Consider the following 19,114-nt stretch of genomic DNA (forward strand, 5'->3'; position numbering starts at 1 on the left):
GCGTTGACGCTGCGCCGGGCGGACAGATTTTATTCGTTCAGGTGATGTAATTAAATGTTTATTGTGAAATGGGTTATCTTTTGCATGTTTTAATGTGATCTGCATCACGCTTGTTCGCTGCAAAGGAGATCGTTTGCGCGGTTACAATTATTACAGCTAAGTAAAATTTGGTAAAAGGCTGGCCCAGGATGCAAAGGCTCTTTAGAATCAAGGCACTCGCTTTTATTCTGCTCCGTTAAGGAATTTCCATGCTCAAATCAACACTGGCGGCGATGGCTGCCGTTTTCGCTATTTCAGCGTTCTCCCCGGCCATGGCGGCAAAGGGCGATCCGCATGTGCTGCTGACCACTTCGGCAGGTAACATTGAGCTTGAGTTAAACAGCCAGAAAGCCCCGATTTCCGTGGATAACTTCCTGAAGTACGTCAACAGCGGCTTCTACAACAACACCACCTTTCACCGCGTGATCCCGGGATTCATGGTGCAGGGCGGCGGCTTTAACGAACAGATGCAGCAGAAGCAGCCTAACCCGCCGATCAAGAATGAAGCAGACAACGGCCTGCGCAACACCCGCGGCACCATCGCGATGGCGCGTACCGCCGATCAGGATAGCGCCACCAGTCAGTTCTTCATCAACGTGGCGGATAACGCCTTCCTCGACCATGGCCAGCGCGACTTTGGCTATGCGGTATTCGGCAAAGTGGTGAAGGGGATGGATGTTGCGGATAAGATCTCCCAGGTCCAGACCCATAACGTTGGTCCGTACCAGAATGTGCCGACCAAACCGGTCGTTATCCTCTCTGCGAAAGTGCTGCCCTAATCCTCCCGCGGCGCGGTGGTCTATCGCCGCGCCCGGTCGCCTCCCGGCATAACCTGAAATTGCTGCTTATACTTGTGGCACACAGGGGACGATAAGGGGGGCGACGATGCGTCCACTCACCGATAAGCAAAAATCCCGACTCTGGGAACAGACACGCAATACCAATTTTCAGGCCAGCCGTCGCCTTGAAGGCGTGACGGTGCCGCTGGTTACGCTGACTGCCGAAGAGGCGCTGGCGCGTCTGGCGACGTTGCGGAGGGAGTATGAGCGATAAATTCGGCGATGAACGCGATCCTTACCTTTATCCGGCGCTGAACGTACTGCGCAACCGTCTCGGCATCCGCCAGGCTAAAAATCTGCAGCAGGCCGCCTTTGAGATGACAGCGCTGCGGGCGGCCACTCTGCCGCTGGGCCCGCGGGTGCGCGGCTTACCCTATCTGTGCGCTATTCATCATCAGTTGTATCAGGATCTGTTTGACTGGGCGGGCTGCTTGCGTGAAGTGAACCTCTACCTGGGCGATACGCCGTTCTGCCACTTTGCCCGGATCGAGGAGGAGGGGAATGCCCTGATGCAGGCCCTTGAGCAGGAGGATTATCTCAATGGCCTGCCGCGCGATACCTTCATCGAACGCCTGAGCTGGTTCTATGGTGAAATTAATGTGCTGCACCCTTTTCGTCTTGGCAATGGCCTGACCCAGCGTATTTTCTTTGAACAGCTGGCGATACATGCCGGCTACCTTCTTAACTGGCGTGACGTTGACCCCGCCGGCTGGAGTGCGGCCTGCCAGCAGAGCGCGATGGGCGATCTGGCCCCGCTGGTGGCGATCTTTCGCAAAGTGGTAAGCGAAGCGCGGGAATCTGAGTAGAATAGCCCGGTTTTGATTGTTCCGGAGCCGCTATGATCCTGCTTATCGATAACTATGACTCTTTCACCTGGAATCTGTATCAGTACTTCTGCGAACTGGGGGCGGAAGTACTGGTCAGGCGCAACGATGCGTTGACGCTGGAGGAGATAGCGGCGCTGGCGCCGGAGAAAATCGTGATCTCGCCAGGCCCCTGCACGCCGGATGAGGCGGGGATTTCCCTCGCGGTTATCCGCCACTATGCGGGGAAAACGCCGCTGCTGGGCGTCTGTCTCGGGCATCAGGCGATCGCCCAGGCGTTTGGCGCGACTATCGTGCGGGCGGCCCAGGTGATGCATGGCAAAACCTCGCTTATCGAGCATAACGGCGAAGGGGTGTTTCAGGGGCTGAATAATCCCCTGACGGTGACCCGCTATCACTCGCTGGTGATTGACCCGCCGACGCTCCCGTCCGAGTTTAACGTCACTGCCCGCAGCGCCAGCGGTGAGATTATGGGGATCCGTCACCGCGAATGGGATCTCGAGGGCGTGCAGTTTCATCCGGAAAGCATCCTCAGCGAGCAGGGCCATCAATTGCTGGCCAACTTTTTGAAACGGTGATTTTCAGTTGCTATTGACTGATTTTTTATGCATATTTTGTGATTAGATTATCATAATCGCATCTGCGTAACGAAGAGGGATGGGCAAGACATGGCAACTGAACAACCGGCAATCACCCGCGCCACATTCGATGAAGTTATTTTGCCAATTTATGCACCGGCAGAATTCATCCCGGTGAAGGGGAAAGGCAGCCGCGTCTGGGATCAGCAGGGGAAAGAGTATATCGATTTCGCCGGCGGTATCGCGGTGACGGCGCTTGGCCATTGCCATCCGGCGCTGGTGGCGGCGCTGCATCAGCAGGGCGAAACGCTGTGGCACACCAGCAACGTCTTTACCAATGAGCCGGCGCTGCGTCTGGGACGTAAACTTGTCGAGGCTACCTTCGCCGAGCGCGTGGTGTTTATGAACTCCGGCACCGAAGCCAATGAAACGGCCTTTAAGCTGGCGCGTCACTATGCGGTGACCCGCCATAGCCCGTATAAAACCAAAATCATCGCCTTCCATAATGCCTTTCATGGCCGCTCCCTGTTTACCGTTTCCGTCGGCGGTCAGCCGAAGTATTCCGATGGTTTCGGCCCAAAACCGGCGGATATTGTCCATGTTCCCTTCAACGATCTGCAGGCGGTAAAAGCGGTGATGGATGACCACACCTGCGCGGTGGTGGTGGAGCCGATTCAGGGCGAAGGCGGCGTGACGGCGGCCACGCCGGCTTTCCTGCAGGGACTACGCGAGCTGTGCGATCAGCACCAGGCGCTGCTCGTCTTTGATGAAGTACAGTGTGGTATGGGGCGTACCGGATCGCTGTTCGCCTATATGCACTACGGCGTGACCCCGGATATTCTGACCAGCGCCAAAGCGCTGGGCGGCGGCTTCCCGGTCAGCGCCATGCTGACCACCCACGAGATCGCCAGCGCCTTCCATGCGGGCTCCCATGGCTCAACCTACGGCGGCAACCCGCTGGCCTGCGCGGTCGCCAACGCCGCCTTCGATCTTATCAATACCCCGGCGGTGCTGGATGGCGTGAGCGCGAAGCGCGAACTGTTCGTCAAACACCTGCAGCGGCTGGATGCCGAGTTTGATCTGTTCAGTGATATACGCGGGATGGGCCTGCTGATCGGCGCGGAACTCAAGCCGCAGCACAAAGGCCGTGCGCGTGATTTCCTCTATGCCGCGGCCGACGCCGGCGTCATGGTGCTCAACGCCGGGCCGGACGTGATGCGTTTTGTTCCCTCGCTGATCATCGACGAGCAGGATATTGCCGAGGGGATGGCGCGCTTTGCTCAGGCGGTGGCAAAGGTGATTAACGGCTGATCTTCCGCAGCCAGATGCCATGGTGCGGCCGCTGACGCCATGCCACTGATGAAATGGTGTGCATGGTGTTCAGATGGCCCAGAATGCGTTGCAGATGCTGCTCCAGGGTGCTTAACGGACCGATCGGCGCCTCGCTTTCCGGCGACTCCATAATATTGGCATCCCCTGCGCTGCCGGGACCATCGCTGTCCAGCCGCTGCTGGCAGCGCTGCAGCGCAATCTCACAGGATTCGAGATAGCGCTGGGCAAGATCCGGGGTCAGCATCGTATGCTCCCGGGCCAGGGTGGTCATAGCGTTGATGTGTTCGACGATAAACTGGCTGTGCGTCACCCACAGCTTCATATCTTCCAGATAGTGGGTATTAAACCCGGGTTCCTGCATCGCCTGATTCAGGGAGTTGTAGAGCGCGTTGTGCGCCTGGTTGACGCGCATGCGTTGATAGGCCAGCGCGGGGGCTTTTGGATCGGCGCTGAGGATCAGGCGAATTGCCTGCTGGTCGGCCTCCAGCGCATCGTGGGCGTTTTTTTTAAGCAGGCCGCTCTGCCACTGCGGCCACAGCCAGACCATCCCGCCGAAGGCAATCAGGCAGCCGATAAGGGTGTCGATCAGCCGGGCGATAATAAACTGTTCGCCGTTAAGCGTCAGCAGCTGCAGGGTATATACCGCCGTCACCGTAAACCCAACCATCGCCCAGCCATAGTGTTTGCGAATGATCAGATAGCTGAGCAGGGTAATCAGCAGCATCCCGCTCAGGGTGTAGCTCTCCGGAACGTGAAAATGCAAGGTCAGCCCGGCGATCGTCAGGCCGGCGAGCGTCCCCGCCGCCCGGTGAACAATACGCACCCGGGTGGCGCCATAGCCGTTCTGGGTGACGAAAAGCACCGTCATCAGGATCCAGTAGGGCTTAGGCAAGTGCAGGGCGTTGCCCATCAGGCTGGCGACGCTCATCATCACGCTGATGCGGGCGGCATTGCGCAGCGCGGGCGATTTTAGCGACAGGTAGTTCTTTAGCGCGGGCAATAGCGGTAAACGACGCTCTTTATCGGCCATCAGGTCCCGGGCATACAGCGGGCGCTGGGTATGCAGCACCCGGGCGATGCGGCTGAAGTGCCAGGCGCAGAAGTGGCCGACCGGGTTATCCGGATGTTGTCTGGCGATCTTTTCCAGAGCCTCGATCTGTTTATCCATCTGAAAGCGCTTTGGAAAGCGATGATAGAGCATGTCATCCGCCAGCACGCGCAGGCGGGCGGCGACGGTCTGCGCGTTCCAGCGGATCACCGCTTCGGCATGGCTGCGTTCCACCAGCTTTTGCACCTCTTCCGGCTGATGCAGGCTGACCGAAATATGCTCCTGCAGATCCAGCCCCATCTGAAACGCCCGCAGCAGGCGCTTATGATCGTTGCGTTGGTTAGCGGCCAGCATATGCATCTGCTGATAGCACTGGGTAATCAGATCGACCACTTTCTGCTGGCGGGTGAGCAGCGGCGGCAGGGCGGTCGAGGGATCGGTATGCTGGGTCAGCAGGCTGTATTTGGCTTCACAGTAGTCCGCCAGCTCCCGGTAAAGCAGGCTAAGCGACTCCCGTAGCGGCTGTTCGCGCCACAGCCAGAACCAGAACCAGTTAAACACGCCGTACCACAGCGTGCCGAAGGCGTAGATCAGCAGCGGCTCCCAGATGGGCATATTGCCCGCCAGGCTCAGGGTAAAGATGGCGGCGATCAGCGACGCGGGCAGCAGCCGCGCGTGCAGCGAACTGATCTCCGCGGTAACGCCGAGCAAGAGCGCCAGGCCGCTGAGAATAAACGGCAGGGGTATCGCCTGGGCAAGCAGCAACTGCACCACCAGACTGCATCCGGCAAACAGGCAGCCGCCGATAATCAGGCGTTTGAAAAAGCGCTTATGCGGGGTATCAAGACCGGCAATGTTGCAGCAGGCGGGGACTAAGGAAAATAACAGCCCCTGCTGGAGATGGCCGAGCAGAAGACCGATGGCCACGGGCAGACACAGCACCAGCGTTTGCCGCAGTGCATAGTTGACTTCCGGGTGGTAAATCAGCCTGCGCCACATGAGGGAAAAACAAAAACGGCGTACTGCGGGAGCAATACGCCGCTTAGCAACTTAACGGGTGCCGTAGACGACGATGGTTTTACCGTGCGCGGAAATCAGGTTCTGATCTTCCAGCATTTTCAAAATACGACCAACGGTTTCACGAGAGCAGCCGACGATCTGACCAATTTCCTGGCGGGTAATTTTAATTTGCATACCGTCCGGGTGGGTCATGGCATCCGGTTGCTTCGCCAGGTTCAGCAGCGTCTGGGCGATACGGCCCGTCACGTCGAGGAAGGCCAGGTTGCCCACTTTCTCAGACGTGACCTGCAGACGGCGAGCCATTTGCGAAGAGAGACGCATCAGAATGTCCGGGTTCACCTGGATCAGCTGACGGAATTTCTTATAAGAGATTTCGGCCACTTCACATGCGGTTTTCGCCCGTACCCAGGCGCTACGCTCCTGACCCTCTTCAAACAGGCCTAATTCACCGATGAAATCGCCCTGGTTGAGGTAGGAGAGGATCATCTCTTTACCTTCTTCATCCTTGATGAGTACAGCCACGGAGCCTTTAACGATGTAGTACAGCGTTTCTGCTTTTTCACCCTGGTGGATCAGCGTGCTCTTTGATGGGTACTTATGAATGTGGCAATGAGACAAGAACCATTCAAGGGTAGGGTCTGTTTGCGGTTTGCCAAGCACCATGCGCGGTTATCCTCTGTTATAAGCTATCTCCGGGCGCCGACACTACACGGCGTCCGGGCATGCAATCGTATTGTTTCCCTATACCTGGGAAGCTGGCTGATGATTTTTCGACAGCCCGTAATGTGAACTCCTCTGCATACATGCAGTACATCAATGTATTACTGTAGCATCCAGACTGTTTTAGCATAGCTTTCGCCGCATGTCTCCTGGTGTCTCGCTTCAGCATGACGCAGGTCGCCTTCCGTTGCGAGAATTGTTATGTGCGCGTAATCTGACAGGAATATTGCGATACTGGAGTTAAATTTTATGCAAGCGCGTGTGAAATGGGTAGAAGGGTTAACCTTTATCGGGGAGTCCGCATCGGGACACCAGATTCTGATGGATGGCAACTCCGGGGATAAGGCTCCCAGCCCGATGGAGATGGTGCTGATGGCGGCGGGCGGTTGCAGTGCGATCGATGTGGTCTCCATTCTGCAAAAAGGTCGTCACGACGTGACCAATTGCGAAGTGAAGCTGACCTCCGAGCGTCGCGAAGAGGCTCCGCGTCTGTTCACGCATATTAATCTGCATTTTATCGTCACCGGCAAGGCGCTGAAAGATGCCGCGGTCTCCCGGGCGGTGGACCTGTCGGCAGAGAAATACTGCTCGGTGGCGCTGATGCTGGAAAAAGCGGTGAACATCACTCACTCCTATGAAGTGATCGAGGCGTAGTCTTCGCCTGCCGTTGTATCGAATCTCAACCCCGGCCAGGCCGGGGTTTTTTGGTTAGCCTATCTTACGGCCTTCCATCAGGCGCTCGACCAGCGGCGTCATGATAAGCTCCATCGCCAGCCCCATTTTACCGCCCGGTACCACCAGGGTGTTCATGTGCGAGATAAACGAGCCCTGCAGCATCGCCAACAGCCAGGGGAAATCGATATTCTGCAGATTGCGGAAATGGATCACCACAAAGCTCTCGTCCAGCGAGGGGATCGCTTTGGCGGCAAACGGGTTGGAGGTGTCCACCGTCGGCACGCGCTGAAAGTTGATATGGGTGCGGGAAAATTGCGGGGTAATGAAGTTGATGTAATCTTCCATCGAGCGGACGACCGAGTCCATCACCGCCTCCCGGGAGTGGCCGCGTTCGCTGGTGTCGCGAATAAGCTTTTGGATCCACTCGAGGTTAACGATAGGCACCACCCCGACCAGCAGGTCGACATGGCTGGCGACATCATGCTGCGGCGTGACAACCCCGCCGTGCAGCCCCTCATAGAACAGCACGTCTGTCGGCTCCGGCAGCGGCTGCCAGGGGGTAAAGGTCCCCGGCACCTGATTCCACGGCACGGCTTCGTCATAGGTGTGGAGGTATTTCCGCGACTGACCTTTGCCGTGGCGACCATAGTCGACAAAGGTCTGCTCCAGCAGGCCGAAGTCGTTCGCCTCCGGGCCAAAGTAGCTGATATGTTTACCCTGATCCCGCGCCTTACGGATCGCCATGTCCATTTCCGGGCGGGTGTAGCGATGAAAGCTATCGCCTTCCACCTCCGCGGCGTGCAGGTTTAGCTGCGCGAAGATTTTGCGAAAGGCAAGGCTGGTGGTGGTAGTGCCCGCGCCGCTGGAGCCCGTGACGGCGATCACCGGATGTTTGGCAGACATAACAACTCCCTGGTTAAACGATGTAGTGGCGTCGCCTTAGCCGTTAAACAGCGCGCGCGGCATAATATTGACCGTCTCATGCAGTTCCGACCACACAAGGACCGCCTCTCCGCGTTTCAGCTGCTGTTTTACATCGGCGACTTTATCGGCAAGTGAACGTTCATGTTCACCATAATCGGTGCCTTCACGTAACACAAAGCTTTCAATCAGGTTATCCAGCGTTTCGGGATCCAGATCCTGCCAGGGAATAATCATACGGGAACCTCCAGCCAGCGGTTTAACCAGTCGGGAATGCGTCTTTCCAGCCACATCTCCGGTTTACGCAGAGTGCCGCTGACAAAGCCAACGTGGCCGCCTTGCTCGGTCAATTGATACTCTACGTTCGCGGGCAGTTGCTCCTGCGGCGGAATAGAGTGGTGATCCATAAACGGATCGTCTTTCGCGTGAATGATGAGCGTCGGCTTAGTGATATCGCTGAGCCGCGGCATGGCGCTGCATTGCCGGTAATAATCCAGCGCATCGGCAAAGCCATGGATTTTGGCGGTGATCATATCGTCAAATTCCCGGATGCGGCGCATCCCTTTGAGCTGGCGTAAATCGACGGGCAGCGAGCCCGGGTACGCTTTCAGCTTGCGTGAAGCGTTGGCTTTTAACAGATTGAGCAGATAGCGCTGATAAACCCGCGAGAAGCCCTTATCCATATGATAGCTGCAGGCTTCGAGCATGAAAGGCGCGGAGACGATCACCGCCGCATCCAGCGGGCAGCGGTCGCCTTCTTCTGCCAGCAGGCAGCCCAGCATATTGCCGCCCAGCGAATAGCCGACGGCCGCGGTCGGCGCGGGACCAAACTCGCGCTTCAGCCAGTGCAAAAACCAGGTGCCATCTTCCGTTTCGCCGGAGTGATAGATGCGGTGATTGCGGTTAGGTTCGCCGCTGCAGCCGCGGAAATGCATCACCACGCCCAGCCAGCCGCGCTGCATCGCCGCGTGGATCAGACCATGGGCGTACGGGCTGTGCAGACTGCCTTCCAGGCCGTGAAAAACGACGAGGCGCGGCTTATGGCGCGCCTGGTGCGGGTCTTCGCTCCAGGCCAGATCGACAAAATCGCCGTCCGGCAGCTCAAGGCGCTGCCAGTGCGGGGTAAAGCGCAATTTACGGCGAATCAGCCGCGGCAGCATGGTTTGCAGATGACGATTGCCCACGCCGCGCATCGGATGGAACTCACGCGAATCGTTTTCGGGGGGCGTCATGTCTGTGGGGATGATTTCAACCATAGCACCAGAACAATTAATAAACGTGATGATGACTATACCGCGCAGGGCATGCAGGGGGTTAGCCAATATGTGGTCTTGCGGCCAGTGACGCCAGCTTACAGCAAAAACAAATCATTGATGTCGCTGATGGCCAGGCCATGAAGAGGGCAGAAACCCACCCTGCCAGCGGCAGCGTACGCGCAGGCAGGATGAAGAGGAAGAGTTTAGCCTTCCTGAAGCATGCGCTCCAGCTGCTCCTGGGCCTCCAGCCAGGCCATCTCGCACTCCTCCAGCCCGGACTTCGCGCTGGCCTGTTGCTGCAGGCATTCGGTCAGCTCGGCTTTACGTGAGGCGTCATAAAGCTCACTGTCGCCAAGTTTTTCTTCCGCACTGGCCAACTGCGCGTTGAGCTTGTCCATCTCTTTTTCCAGACGGGCGATCTCTTTGCGCAGCGGTTGGGTCTGGCTGCGCAGCTCCGCTTCCCGACGCTTCTGGTCTTTGCGCGCCTGGGCGCTATTGCCGCTCTCTTTTGGCGCCTCGCCGCTCTGGGACTCCTGTTTTTGCGAGTCGCTGAGCCACTGCTGATAATCTTCCAGATCGCCGTCGAACGGCTCGACTTTACCATCGTGGACGAGGTACAGATCGTCAGTGGTGGAACGGATCAGGTGCCGATCGTGCGATACGACCACCAGCGCCCCTTCAAAGTCGATCAGCGCTTCGGTTAAGGCCTGACGCATATCGAGGTCAAGGTGGTTGGTCGGTTCATCGAGCAGCAGCAGGTTAGGGCGCTGCCAGACGATCAGGGCCAGTACCAGGCGCGCCTTTTCTCCACCGGAGAAGCGGCGGGTTTCTTCGCTCACCTTATCGCCCTGGAAACCAAAGCCGCCGAGATAATCACGCAGCTTCTGCTCCAGCTCCTGCGGCGCCAGACGCGCCAGGTGCTGCAGCGGCGACTCATCGGCGCGCAGGAATTCCAGCTGATGCTGGGCGAAGTAGCCGAGCTTGATGCCTTTCGCGAGGCCGATCTCGCCGCTTACGGGCTGGAGCTCGCCTGCCAGGAGCTTAATCAGCGTCGACTTCCCGGCGCCGTTGCGGCCCAGCAGGCCGATACGCGAGCCCGGCACCAGGTTAAGCTTGATGGAGTCGAGAATAATACGCTCGCCGTAGCCGGCGCTGACTTTCTCCATCTTCAGCAGCGGGTTAGGCAAGCTCTCCGGCTGGCGGAAGCTGAAGTGGAACGGGTTATCCACGTGCGCCGGAGCGATAAGCTCCATCCGCTCCAGCATTTTGATCCGGCTTTGCGCCTGCTTGGCCTTGGTGGCTTTGGCACGGAAGCGATCGATATAGCTTTGCAGGTGCGCGACGCGCTGCTGCTGGCTTTCGTACATCGCCTGCTGCTGAGCGAGGCGGGTGGCGCGCTGCACTTCAAACGAACTGTAGTTGCCGGTGTACTCAAACATTGTCTGCTGTTCGATATGGATAATTTTGTCGACGATAGGATCGAGAAAATCGCGATCGTGGGAGATGAGGATCAGCGTTCCCGTATAGCCCTTCAGCCACTTCTCCAGCCAGATCACCGCATCGAGATCGAGGTGGTTAGTCGGTTCATCGAGCAGCAGCAGATCGGAGCGGCAGATCAGCGCCTGGGCGAGGTTAAGGCGCATACGCCAGCCGCCGGAAAAATCGCTGACCGGCCGCTCAAGCTGTTCATTGCTGAACCCCAGACCGTGCAGCAGGCTGGCGGCGCGCGAACGGATCGTCCAGGCGTCGATGGCGTCCAGCTTACCGTGGACGGTGGCGATAGCATGACCGTCGTTGCGTTCGTTAGCCAGCTGGAGCGCGGCCTCCAGCTGGCGATACTCTCGATCGCCGTCAATGACATAATCGATTGCCGGCTGCGGTAGCGCCGGGGTTTCCTGATTCACCCAGGCCAGCTGCCAGTTGCCGGGAAAGGTCATACTGCCGCCGTCAGCGCTTATCTCGTTTTTCAAAAGCGATAGCAGCGTCGATTTCCCGCAGCCGTTTTTCCCCACCAGACCGACCTTTTGGCCAGGATTGATGGTAGCGGTGGCGTTGTCCAGCAGGACGCGTACGCCGCGACGAATTTGTAACGAGGAGAAAACAATCATAAGGCGCCGTATGTTCAGACTATGTTAATTTGTCATTATGATAATGTAGTGTGGAAGCGAATCGCTTCACCGGGCCGCCATGGTAGCCCAAAACGAAGACGATACACAAAGTCATTCTGGCTGTGTCAAAACGCCGGGGCTGTGAAGGCCGCCAGAAGACCTACGGGAGGGGAATGATGTCTCAGACAGCGAAAGTGTTGCTGCTGTATGCCCACCCAGAATCTCAGGATTCCGTGGCCAACCGGGTTTTATTAGAGCCGGCCTTACAGTTGCCGAACGTCACCGTGCACGATCTCTACGCGCACTATCCGGATTTTTTTATCGATATTGCTTACGAACAGGACCTGCTGCGCCAGCATGAGGTGATTGTTTTCCAGCACCCTTTATATACCTGGAGCTGTCCGGCGCTGCTCAAGGAGTGGCTGGATCGTGTGTTAAGCCGCGGCTTCGCCAGCGGCGCCGGAGGGAACGAACTGGCGGGAAAGTACTGGCGCAGCGTGATCACTACCGGCGAGCCTGAGAGCGCCTACCGTCGCGATGCTAATCGCTATCCGATGAACGATATTTTACGTCCTTTTGAACTGACCGCCGGCATGTGCCGTATGCACTGGATGAGCCCCATTATCGTCTACTGGGCCCGGAGGCAGCAGCCAGAGGAGCTGCGCAGCCGCGCCCTGGCCTACCGGGACTGGTTGGCCAACCCCATCGCCGCCGGAGGTGTCCATGGCGGGATCTGATTTGCTGCTGGCGGGGGTGTTGTTTTTGTTCGCGGCCGTCATCGCCGTCCCTCTGGCTTCAAGACTGGGGATTGGCGCGGTGCTGGGCTATCTGCTGGCCGGGATCGCCATTGGTCCGTGGGGGCTCGGGTTTATCAGCGATGTGGATGAAATTCTCCATTTCTCTGAGCTCGGCGTAGTGTTTCTGATGTTTATCATCGGCCTGGAGCTCAATCCCGCCAAGCTATGGCGACTGCGGAGCTCCATCTTCGGCGTTGGCGCGGCGCAGGTGATGCTCAGCGCGGCGATCCTCGGTGGGTTGCTGATGACGACCGGGTTTTCATGGCAGGCGGCGGTGGTCGGCGGGATCGGCCTGGCGATGTCTTCCACCGCCATGGCGCTGCAGCTGATGCGTGAGAAGGGAATGAGCCGCAGCGAAGCGGGACAGCTAGGCTTTTCGGTGCTGCTGTTTCAGGATCTGGCGGTGATCCCGGCGCTGGCGCTGGTGCCCCTGCTGGCCGGTTCAGCGGATGAGCATGTGAACTGGTTGACGGTCGGCATGAAGGTCCTGGCCTTTGCCGGGATGCTGATTGGCGGACGCTATCTGTTGCGGCCGGTGTTCCGTTTTATCGCCAGCTCGGGGGTCAGGGAGGTGTTCACTGCCGCCACGCTGCTGTTGGTCCTCGGATCTGCCCTGTTTATGGAGGCGCTGGGGCTGTCGATGGCGCTGGGCACCTTTATTGCCGGCGTGCTGCTGGCGGAAAGTGAGTATCGCCACGAACTGGAGATCGCTATCGATCCGTTCAAGGGGCTGCTGCTCGGGTTGTTCTTTATTTCCGTCGGCATGGCGCTGAACCTTGGCGTACTGTATACCCATCTGCTGTGGGTGGCGGTGAGCGTGGCGGTGCTGGTGGCGGTAAAAATGCTGGTGCTCTATCTGCTGGCCCGTCTCTATGGCCTGCGAAGTTCCGAGCGGATGCAGTTCGCGGGCGTATTAAGCCAGGGCGGCGAGTTCGCGTTTGTCCTCTTTTCGCTGCCCGCCTCTCAGCGGTTGTTTCAGCACGACCAGATGGCGCTGCTACTGGTGGCGGTAACGTTGTCGATGATGACGACGCCGCTGCTGATGAAGGGGATAGATAAGCTATTGTCGCGACGGCTGAATCCGGCGGACGATACCGGTGAGGCGCCGTGGGTAGAGGATGACAAGCCACAGGTGATTATTGTCGGGTTTGGTCGCTTTGGTCAGGTCATTGGTCGCCTGCTGATGGCCAATAAGATGCGTATTACGGTACTGGAGCGGGACATCAGCGCGGTAAATCTGATGCGCAACTATGGCTATAAAGTCTATTTTGGCGATGCCACCCAGCTGGAGCTGCTGCGCTCGGCGGGAGCGGAAGAGGCGCAGTCGATCGTCATCACCTGTAATGAGCCAGAAGATACCATGCGGCTGGTGGAAATGTGTCAACAACACTTTCCACATCTGCATATTCTGGCCCGCGCACGCGGGCGCGTTGAGGCGCATGAGCTGCTGCAGGCCGGCGTGACGCAGTTTTCTCGTGAAACTTTCTCCAGTGCGTTGGAGCTGGGGCGCAAAGCGCTCATCACCCTCGGGATGCATCCTCACCAGGCCCAGCGCGCGCAGCTGCACTTCCGACGCCTCGATATGCGAATGCTGCGCGAGCTAATGCCAGTGCATACTGATACGGTACAGATATCACGCGTGCGGGAGGCCCGGCGCGAACTGGAAGAGATTTTCCAGCGCGAAATGCAGAAAGAGAGCCGGCAGCTGGACGGCTGGGACGAGTTTGAATAAAGGTAAATCTTATGGCAGTGCGTAAACGTTTTATTGCCGGGGCGAAATGTCCGGCGTGCCAGGCGCAGGATTCGCTGGCAATGTGGCGTGAGAATAATGTCGATGTTGTTGAGTGCGTTAAGTGCGGTCATCAGATGCGTGAGGCAGATAAAGAGGCCCGTGAGCATGTACGCAAAGAGGAGCAGGTGATTGGCATTTTTCATCCCGACTAGCGTTATCCGTCGGCTTTTTTTAAGCTAAAGGGTACACGGCAGCAGAATTCCGCTACAATCTGCGCCACTATTCTTCCCATCTCAGGAGATATCATGAAAGTAGCAAAAGACCTGGTGGTCAGCCTGGCCTATCAGGTACGTACAGAAGACGGTGTGTTGGTTGATGAGTCTCCGGTAAGCGCGCCGCTGGATTACCTGCACGGTCACGGCTCCCTGATTTCCGGCCTGGAAAACGCGCTGGATGGCCACGAAGTGGGCGACAAATTTGACGTTGCCGTCGGCGCTAACGACGCTTACGGTCAGTATGACGAAAACCTGGTGCAGCGTGTACCGAAAGACGTCTTCATGGGCGTTGATGAACTGCAGGTTGGCATGCGCTTCCTGGCGGAAACCGATCAGGGTCCGGTACCAGTAGAAATCACTGAAGTTGAAGACGACCACGTTGTGGTTGATGGCAACCACATGCTGGCTGGCCAGAACCTGAAGTTTAATGTGGAAGTCGTCGCCATCCGCGAAGCGACTGCGGAAGAGCTGGAGCACGGTCACGTGCACGGCGCGCATGGCCACGATCACGATCATGACCATGGTCATGACGGTTGCTGCGGCGGCCACGGCCACGATCATGGTCACGACCATGGTAAAGGCGGCTGCGGCGGCCACGGTGGCTGCGGCTGCCACTAATCTTTGCGCTTCGGCACGAAGACGACAAAAAAGCGGGGAAACCCGCTTTTTTTACGCCTCAATAGTGCGGCGGTGGCGTTTCTTCCGCCTGGGAGGCGATATGGGAGGGTTGGGTCGCCTTCAGCTTCTCGATCATCAGACGCATATGCTCCCGCATCTTCGCCATCTCGATCTCGTGGGCGGTCACGGTTTTGTTGAGGTCTTCGATGGTGATTTCCTGAAACGCCAGCCGGCTTTCCAGCTCCGCAAGGCGCGTTTCTAATGTGCTATCGTGCATGGGTAACCTCTTTAGTCTGATCCTGCGGGCGGATTCTACTTAAGTTTCCCCTGGCGCGCAGCATCGCTGCGCCGTACAGGAAACTTATTCATACAAAAATAGTCCTAAAAGAGGCGATATTCAGGAACGTCCGTATGTAGATTTTAACGGCAACGTTCTATAGTACGTTTTTTGCTTTTTACGATAACCCTGGGGCGAGAGGCCCCGGCCCTGGAGAAATGGATGAAATCACTGTTTAAAGTAACGCTGCTGGCGGCCACAATGGCCGTCGCCCTGAATGCACCGCTGACCTTCGCTGCAGATACGGCAACGAAGGCAGCCCCGGCGGCTGAGAGTAAATCGGCATTTAAAAATGACGATCAGAAATCGGCCTATGCGCTGGGCGCGTCCCTGGGGCGTTACATGGAAAACTCCCTGAAAGAACAAGAGAAGCTGGGCATTAAGCTGGATAAAGCCCAGCTGATCGCCGGCGTACAGGACGCGTTTGCCGATAAGAGCAAACTGTCCGACCAGGAGATCGAACAGACTCTGCAGGCCTTTGAAACGCGCGTGAAGACCGCGGCTCAGCAGAAAATGGAAAAAGACGCCACTGAGAACGAAGCCAAAGGCAAAGCTTTCCGTGACAACTTTGCCAAAGAGAAGGGCGTGAAAACCTCAAAAACTGGCCTGCTGTATAAAGTCGAGAAAGAAGGCGCTGGCGATGCGCCGAAAGACAGCGATACCGTGGTGGTAAACTACAAAGGTACCCTGATCGACGGTAAAGAGTTTGATAACTCTTATACTCGCGGCGAGCCGCTCTCTTTCCGTCTCGACGGCGTGATCCCGGGCTGGACTGAAGGCCTGAAGAACATCAAGAAAGGCGGCAAAATCAAGCTGGTTATTCCGCCGGACCTGGCCTACGGTAAAACTGGCGTCCCGGGCATCCCGGCCAACTCTACGCTGGTCTTTGATGTAGAACTGCTGGATATCAAACCGGCGCCGAAGGCAGATGCACAGCCGGAAGCCGCAGGCGATGCGAAAGCCGCGGACGCGAAAGCTGACGCTAAGAAGTAATCAGGTTCAGGCCGCCGTCTCGTCAGAGGCGGCGGCTTTTTTATTGAGCGCAGATATAATTAAAACTGGAAAGATCCTCAGGCGCTGTATTACTTTAGATAGCTTAATAATGATGATGAGCCTGCCCTGACAATAACGACAGGCTCCTGAAAAGGAGTGCTTTTTTTCATGTCCAGGTCGCTTTTAACCAATGAAACCAGCGAGCTTGACCTGCTGGATCAACGTCCCTTTGACCAGACCGATTTCGATATTCTCAAATCTTATGAAGCGGTAGTGGACGGGTTGGCGATGCTCATCGGTTCGCACTGTGAAATCGTGCTGCATTCTTTGCAGGATCTGAAATGCTCTGCCATCCGTATCGCCAATGGTGAACATACCGGCCGCCAAATTGGTTCACCGATTACCGATCTTGCGCTGCGCATGCTGCACGATATGACGGGCGCCGATAGCAGCGTTTCCAAATGCTACTTTACCCGTGCTAAAAGCGGCGTACTGATGAAGTCGGTGACGATTGCCATTCGCAACCGCGATCACCGGGTGATTGGTCTGCTGTGTATCAACATGAATCTGGATGTGCCGTTTTCCCAGATCATGAGCACCTTTATTCCGCCAGAAACGCCTGAAGTGAACTCGCCGGTGAACTTTGCTTCTTCGGTAGACGATCTGGTCGCCCAGACGCTGGAGTTCACCATCGAAGAGGTGAATGCCGATCGCAGCGTGTCTAACAATGCGAAAAACCGTCAAATCGTGCTGAATCTCTACGAGAAAGGGATCTTCGATATTAAAGACGCTATTAACCAGGTAGCCGATCGTCTGAACATCTCCAAGCACACCGTCTACCTCTATATTCGCCAGTTCAAAAGCGGCGATTTTCAGGGGCTGGATAAGTAATGCGTTTTGCCCTCACGGTGACCGGCCCAGCCTATGGCACGCAGCAGGCGAGCAGCGCCTGGCAATTTGCCCAGGCCGTGCTGCAGGAAGGCCATGAGCTGGCGTGCGTTTTTTTCTATCGCGAAGGCGTGCTTAACGCTAACCAGTTGACGGCGCCCGCCAGCGATGAGTTCGATCTGGTGCGCGGGTGGCAATCCCTCCACGATGAGCACGGCGTCGCGCTGCATATCTGCGTGGCGGCCGCCCTGCGTCGTGGCGTAACGGACGAACGCGAAGCGCAACAGCTCGCTCTGCCTGGCCACAATTTGCAGCCGGGTTTTACCTTGAGCGGGCTCGGCGCGCTAGCGGAAGCGGCGCTTACTTGCGATCGGATGGTGCAGTTCTGATGAAACGTGTGGCTTTTGTATTTTCCTCTGCGCCGCACGGCAGCGCCGCTGGCAGGGAAGGCCTCGATGCCTTATTAGCAACCTCCGCGCTCACCGACGATATTGGCGTGTTTTTTGTGGGCGACGGCGTGTTTCAGCTGTTACCCGAACAGCGGCCTGGCGCTGTGCTTGCCCGCGACTACATCGCTACCTTTAAATTGCTGTCGCTATATGATATCGACCAGTGCTGGCTGTGCGCCGACTCAGCGCGAGAGCGCGGCCTGGATCCCGCGACCCCGTGGGTGGTGGATGTCGAATGCCTGGCGCCGGATGCCCTGCGCGCCCGTCTGCATGAATTTGATGTGATTTTGCGTTTCTGAGGCCCCCATGCTCCATACGCTCAGTGTTTCCCCCTGGCATGCCGACATCGCAGCGATGCTTCGTTTGATGGAGCACGGCGACGATCTGGTACTACTGTCTGACGGCGTCACCGCGGCCATCGCCGATGGTCGCTTCCTTGAGATCCTGCAATCCGCCCCCATAACCCTATACGTGCTGCAAGACGACGTTGACGCCCGCGGGCTGGCTGGTCAAATTGCGGACAGTGTCGGCAGGGTTAGCTATACTGATTTCGTCAGACTCACAGTCAAACATGCCGGTCAGTTGGCCTGGTGATGGCGGGATCGTTGTATATTTCTTGACACCTTTTCGGCACCGCCCTAAAATTCTGCGTCCTCATAATATATGAGGCGATTTATTACGTGTTTACGAAGCAAAAGCTAAAACCAGGAGCTATTTAATGGCAACAATTAACCAGCTGGTACGCAAACCACGCGCGCGCAAAGTTGCAAAGAGCAACGTGCCAGCGCTGGAAGCCTGCCCGCAGAAACGTGGCGTATGTACTCGCGTATATACCACCACTCCTAAGAAACCGAACTCCGCACTGCGTAAAGTTTGCCGTGTGCGTCTGACTAACGGTTTCGAAGTCACCTCCTACATCGGTGGTGAAGGTCACAACCTGCAGGAGCACTCCGTGATCCTGATCCGTGGCGGTCGTGTTAAAGACCTTCCGGGTGTTCGTTACCACACCGTTCGTGGTGCGCTTGACTGCTCCGGCGTTAAAGACCGTAAGCAGGCTCGCTCCAAGTACGGCGTGAAGCGTCCTAAGGCTTAATGGTTCTCCGTTAAGTAAGGCCAAACTGATTTATCTTAATGTCATACTAAACTCTTAGAGTTTTGGACAATCCTGAATTAACAACGGAGTATTTCCATGCCACGTCGTCGCGTCATTGGTCAGCGTAAAATTCTGCCGGATCCGAAGTTCGGATCAGAACTGCTGGCTAAATTTGTCAATATCCTGATGGTAGATGGTAAAAAATCTACTGCAGAAACTATCGTATACAGCGCGCTGGAGACCCTGGCTCAGCGTTCTGGTAAATCTGAACTGGAAGCCTTCGAAGTTGCGCTCGAAAACGTGCGCCCGACTGTCGAAGTTAAGTCCCGCCGCGTAGGTGGTTCTACTTATCAGGTTCCAGTTGAAGTTCGTCCGGTCCGTCGTAATGCCCTGGCAATGCGTTGGATCGTTGAAGCTGCTCGTAAACGCGGTGATAAATCCATGGCTCTGCGCCTGGCGAACGAACTCACTGATGCTGCAGACAACAAAGGTACTGCAGTTAAGAAACGTGAAGACGTTCACCGTATGGCCGAAGCCAACAAGGCGTTCGCTCACTACCGTTGGTAATCCCT

General features: G+C 57.0%; 24 protein-coding genes. 17 read left to right on the forward strand and 7 right to left on the reverse strand.

All coding sequences use genetic code 11. From position 1 onward, the window contains the following. Nucleotides 1-248: 248 nt before the first annotated feature. The 5 genes from ppiA (at nt 249) to IB144_RS01875 (ending at nt 3,591) form a co-directional block, all read left to right on the forward strand. Entirely contained in the window at nt 249-818 is a 570-nt protein-coding gene (ppiA, locus tag IB144_RS01855) for a peptidylprolyl isomerase A (RefSeq protein ID WP_002920238.1), read from the forward strand. Between the two features lie 106 nt (nt 819-924). Then, the gene (locus IB144_RS01860; RefSeq protein ID WP_002920231.1) at nt 925-1,092 is read left to right on the forward strand and encodes a YhfG family protein; all 168 of its coding nucleotides are present in this window, start codon (nt 925-927) and stop codon (nt 1,090-1,092) included. Then, entirely contained in the window at nt 1,082-1,684 is a 603-nt protein-coding gene (locus tag IB144_RS01865; RefSeq protein WP_065888631.1) for a putative adenosine monophosphate-protein transferase Fic, read from the forward strand. The genes IB144_RS01860 and IB144_RS01865 overlap by 11 nt, the downstream gene beginning before the upstream one ends. A gap of 32 nt (nt 1,685-1,716) precedes the next feature. Continuing rightward, nucleotides 1,717-2,280, forward strand: a complete 564-nt coding sequence (pabA, locus tag IB144_RS01870; protein ID WP_002920229.1) for an aminodeoxychorismate synthase component 2 — start codon at nt 1,717-1,719, stop codon at nt 2,278-2,280. 90 nt (nt 2,281-2,370) lie between these two features. Beyond that, nucleotides 2,371-3,591: an aspartate aminotransferase family protein gene (locus tag IB144_RS01875; protein WP_002920226.1), complete on the forward strand. Its 1,221-nt coding sequence runs from the start codon at nt 2,371-2,373 to the stop codon at nt 3,589-3,591. Here IB144_RS01875 and IB144_RS01880 read toward each other — a convergent pair. Continuing rightward, entirely contained in the window at nt 3,581-5,659 is a 2,079-nt protein-coding gene (locus tag IB144_RS01880) for a YccS/YhfK family putative transporter (protein WP_065888632.1), read from the reverse strand. The two genes, IB144_RS01875 and IB144_RS01880, sit on opposite strands and share 11 nt — an antisense overlap. 51 nt (nt 5,660-5,710) lie before the next feature. Next, nucleotides 5,711-6,343 (reverse strand): cAMP-activated global transcriptional regulator CRP, encoded by a 633-nt coding sequence (crp, locus tag IB144_RS01885; RefSeq protein WP_000242758.1) that lies wholly within the window; start codon nt 6,341-6,343, stop codon nt 5,711-5,713. A gap of 306 nt (nt 6,344-6,649) precedes the next feature. Between crp and IB144_RS01890 the strand changes: the two genes are divergently transcribed. Next, the gene (locus tag IB144_RS01890) at nt 6,650-7,054 is read left to right on the forward strand and encodes an OsmC family protein (protein WP_002920158.1); all 405 of its coding nucleotides are present in this window, start codon (nt 6,650-6,652) and stop codon (nt 7,052-7,054) included. A 54-nt stretch (nt 7,055-7,108) separates the two neighbouring features. On the opposite strand, the gene IB144_RS01895 is transcribed toward IB144_RS01890, so the two are convergent. From IB144_RS01895 to IB144_RS01910, 4 genes are all read right to left on the reverse strand, one after another. Beyond that, the gene (locus IB144_RS01895) at nt 7,109-7,978 is read right to left on the reverse strand and encodes a phosphoribulokinase (RefSeq protein ID WP_002920153.1); all 870 of its coding nucleotides are present in this window, start codon (nt 7,976-7,978) and stop codon (nt 7,109-7,111) included. Between the two features lie 36 nt (nt 7,979-8,014). Further along, a complete protein-coding gene (locus tag IB144_RS01900) occupies nt 8,015-8,233 on the reverse strand; it encodes a YheU family protein (protein WP_002920151.1) in 219 nt (72 codons plus the stop codon). After that, nucleotides 8,230-9,189 carry a hydrolase gene (locus tag IB144_RS01905; protein WP_173016171.1) on the reverse strand — a complete coding sequence of 320 codons (960 nt, stop codon included), beginning with the start codon at nt 9,187-9,189 and terminating at the stop codon, nt 8,230-8,232. The genes IB144_RS01900 and IB144_RS01905 overlap by 4 nt, the downstream gene beginning before the upstream one ends. Nucleotides 9,190-9,455: 266 nt before the next feature. Continuing rightward, complete coding sequence (locus IB144_RS01910) at nt 9,456-11,360, reverse strand: ABC transporter ATP-binding protein (RefSeq protein WP_016532008.1); 1,905 nt, start codon at nt 11,358-11,360, stop codon at nt 9,456-9,458. 173 nt (nt 11,361-11,533) lie between these two features. Here IB144_RS01910 and kefG point away from each other — a divergent pair, with 173 nt between their 5' ends. The 4 genes from kefG to slyD all read left to right on the forward strand — a co-directional run bounded on the left by kefG (nt 11,534) and on the right by slyD (nt 14,782). Next, nucleotides 11,534-12,097, forward strand: coding sequence for a glutathione-regulated potassium-efflux system ancillary protein KefG (gene kefG, locus IB144_RS01915; protein ID WP_004151401.1), 564 nt, complete (start codon nt 11,534-11,536; stop codon nt 12,095-12,097). Then, nucleotides 12,084-13,889 (forward strand): glutathione-regulated potassium-efflux system protein KefB, encoded by a 1,806-nt coding sequence (gene kefB, locus IB144_RS01920; protein WP_004150031.1) that lies wholly within the window; start codon nt 12,084-12,086, stop codon nt 13,887-13,889. Before kefG ends, kefB begins: the two co-directional genes overlap by 14 nt. Nucleotides 13,890-13,900: 11 nt before the next feature. Beyond that, nucleotides 13,901-14,101 (forward strand): YheV family putative zinc ribbon protein, encoded by a 201-nt coding sequence (locus IB144_RS01925; protein ID WP_002920143.1) that lies wholly within the window; start codon nt 13,901-13,903, stop codon nt 14,099-14,101. 93 nt (nt 14,102-14,194) lie between these two features. After that, complete coding sequence (gene slyD / locus IB144_RS01930; RefSeq protein WP_002920140.1) at nt 14,195-14,782, forward strand: peptidylprolyl isomerase; 588 nt, start codon at nt 14,195-14,197, stop codon at nt 14,780-14,782. Between the two features lie 58 nt (nt 14,783-14,840). Here slyD and IB144_RS01935 read toward each other — a convergent pair whose 3' ends face one another. After that, nucleotides 14,841-15,059 (reverse strand): protein SlyX, encoded by a 219-nt coding sequence (locus IB144_RS01935; protein ID WP_002920136.1) that lies wholly within the window; start codon nt 15,057-15,059, stop codon nt 14,841-14,843. Nucleotides 15,060-15,281: 222 nt separating this feature from the next. Between IB144_RS01935 and fkpA the strand changes: the two genes are divergently transcribed. From fkpA to rpsG, 7 genes are all read left to right on the forward strand, one after another. After that, nucleotides 15,282-16,112: an FKBP-type peptidyl-prolyl cis-trans isomerase gene (gene fkpA, locus IB144_RS01940; protein WP_004185922.1), complete on the forward strand. Its 831-nt coding sequence runs from the start codon at nt 15,282-15,284 to the stop codon at nt 16,110-16,112. Nucleotides 16,113-16,280: 168 nt separating this feature from the next. Continuing rightward, nucleotides 16,281-17,003: a transcriptional regulator gene (locus IB144_RS01945; protein WP_002920130.1), complete on the forward strand. Its 723-nt coding sequence runs from the start codon at nt 16,281-16,283 to the stop codon at nt 17,001-17,003. Beyond that, nucleotides 17,003-17,389 (forward strand): sulfurtransferase complex subunit TusD, encoded by a 387-nt coding sequence (gene tusD / locus IB144_RS01950; RefSeq protein ID WP_002920128.1) that lies wholly within the window; start codon nt 17,003-17,005, stop codon nt 17,387-17,389. Before IB144_RS01945 ends, tusD begins: the two co-directional genes overlap by 1 nt. Then, complete coding sequence (gene tusC / locus IB144_RS01955) at nt 17,389-17,748, forward strand: sulfurtransferase complex subunit TusC (RefSeq protein ID WP_004174061.1); 360 nt, start codon at nt 17,389-17,391, stop codon at nt 17,746-17,748. Before tusD ends, tusC begins: the two co-directional genes overlap by 1 nt. A gap of 7 nt (nt 17,749-17,755) precedes the next feature. After that, the gene (gene tusB / locus IB144_RS01960) at nt 17,756-18,043 is read left to right on the forward strand and encodes a sulfurtransferase complex subunit TusB (protein WP_002920119.1); all 288 of its coding nucleotides are present in this window, start codon (nt 17,756-17,758) and stop codon (nt 18,041-18,043) included. A 124-nt stretch (nt 18,044-18,167) separates the two neighbouring features. Further along, on the forward strand, nt 18,168-18,542 hold the full coding sequence (gene rpsL, locus IB144_RS01965) for a 30S ribosomal protein S12 (RefSeq protein WP_002920115.1): 375 nt from the start codon (nt 18,168-18,170) through the stop codon (nt 18,540-18,542). 96 nt (nt 18,543-18,638) lie between these two features. After that, a complete protein-coding gene (gene rpsG, locus IB144_RS01970) occupies nt 18,639-19,109 on the forward strand; it encodes a 30S ribosomal protein S7 (RefSeq protein WP_002920113.1) in 471 nt (156 codons plus the stop codon). Nucleotides 19,110-19,114 lie beyond the last annotated feature (5 nt).

Origin of the sequence: Klebsiella sp. K4, from assembly GCF_014596785.2 — a bacterium.
Lineage (GTDB): Bacteria > Pseudomonadota > Gammaproteobacteria > Enterobacterales > Enterobacteriaceae > Klebsiella > Klebsiella pneumoniae.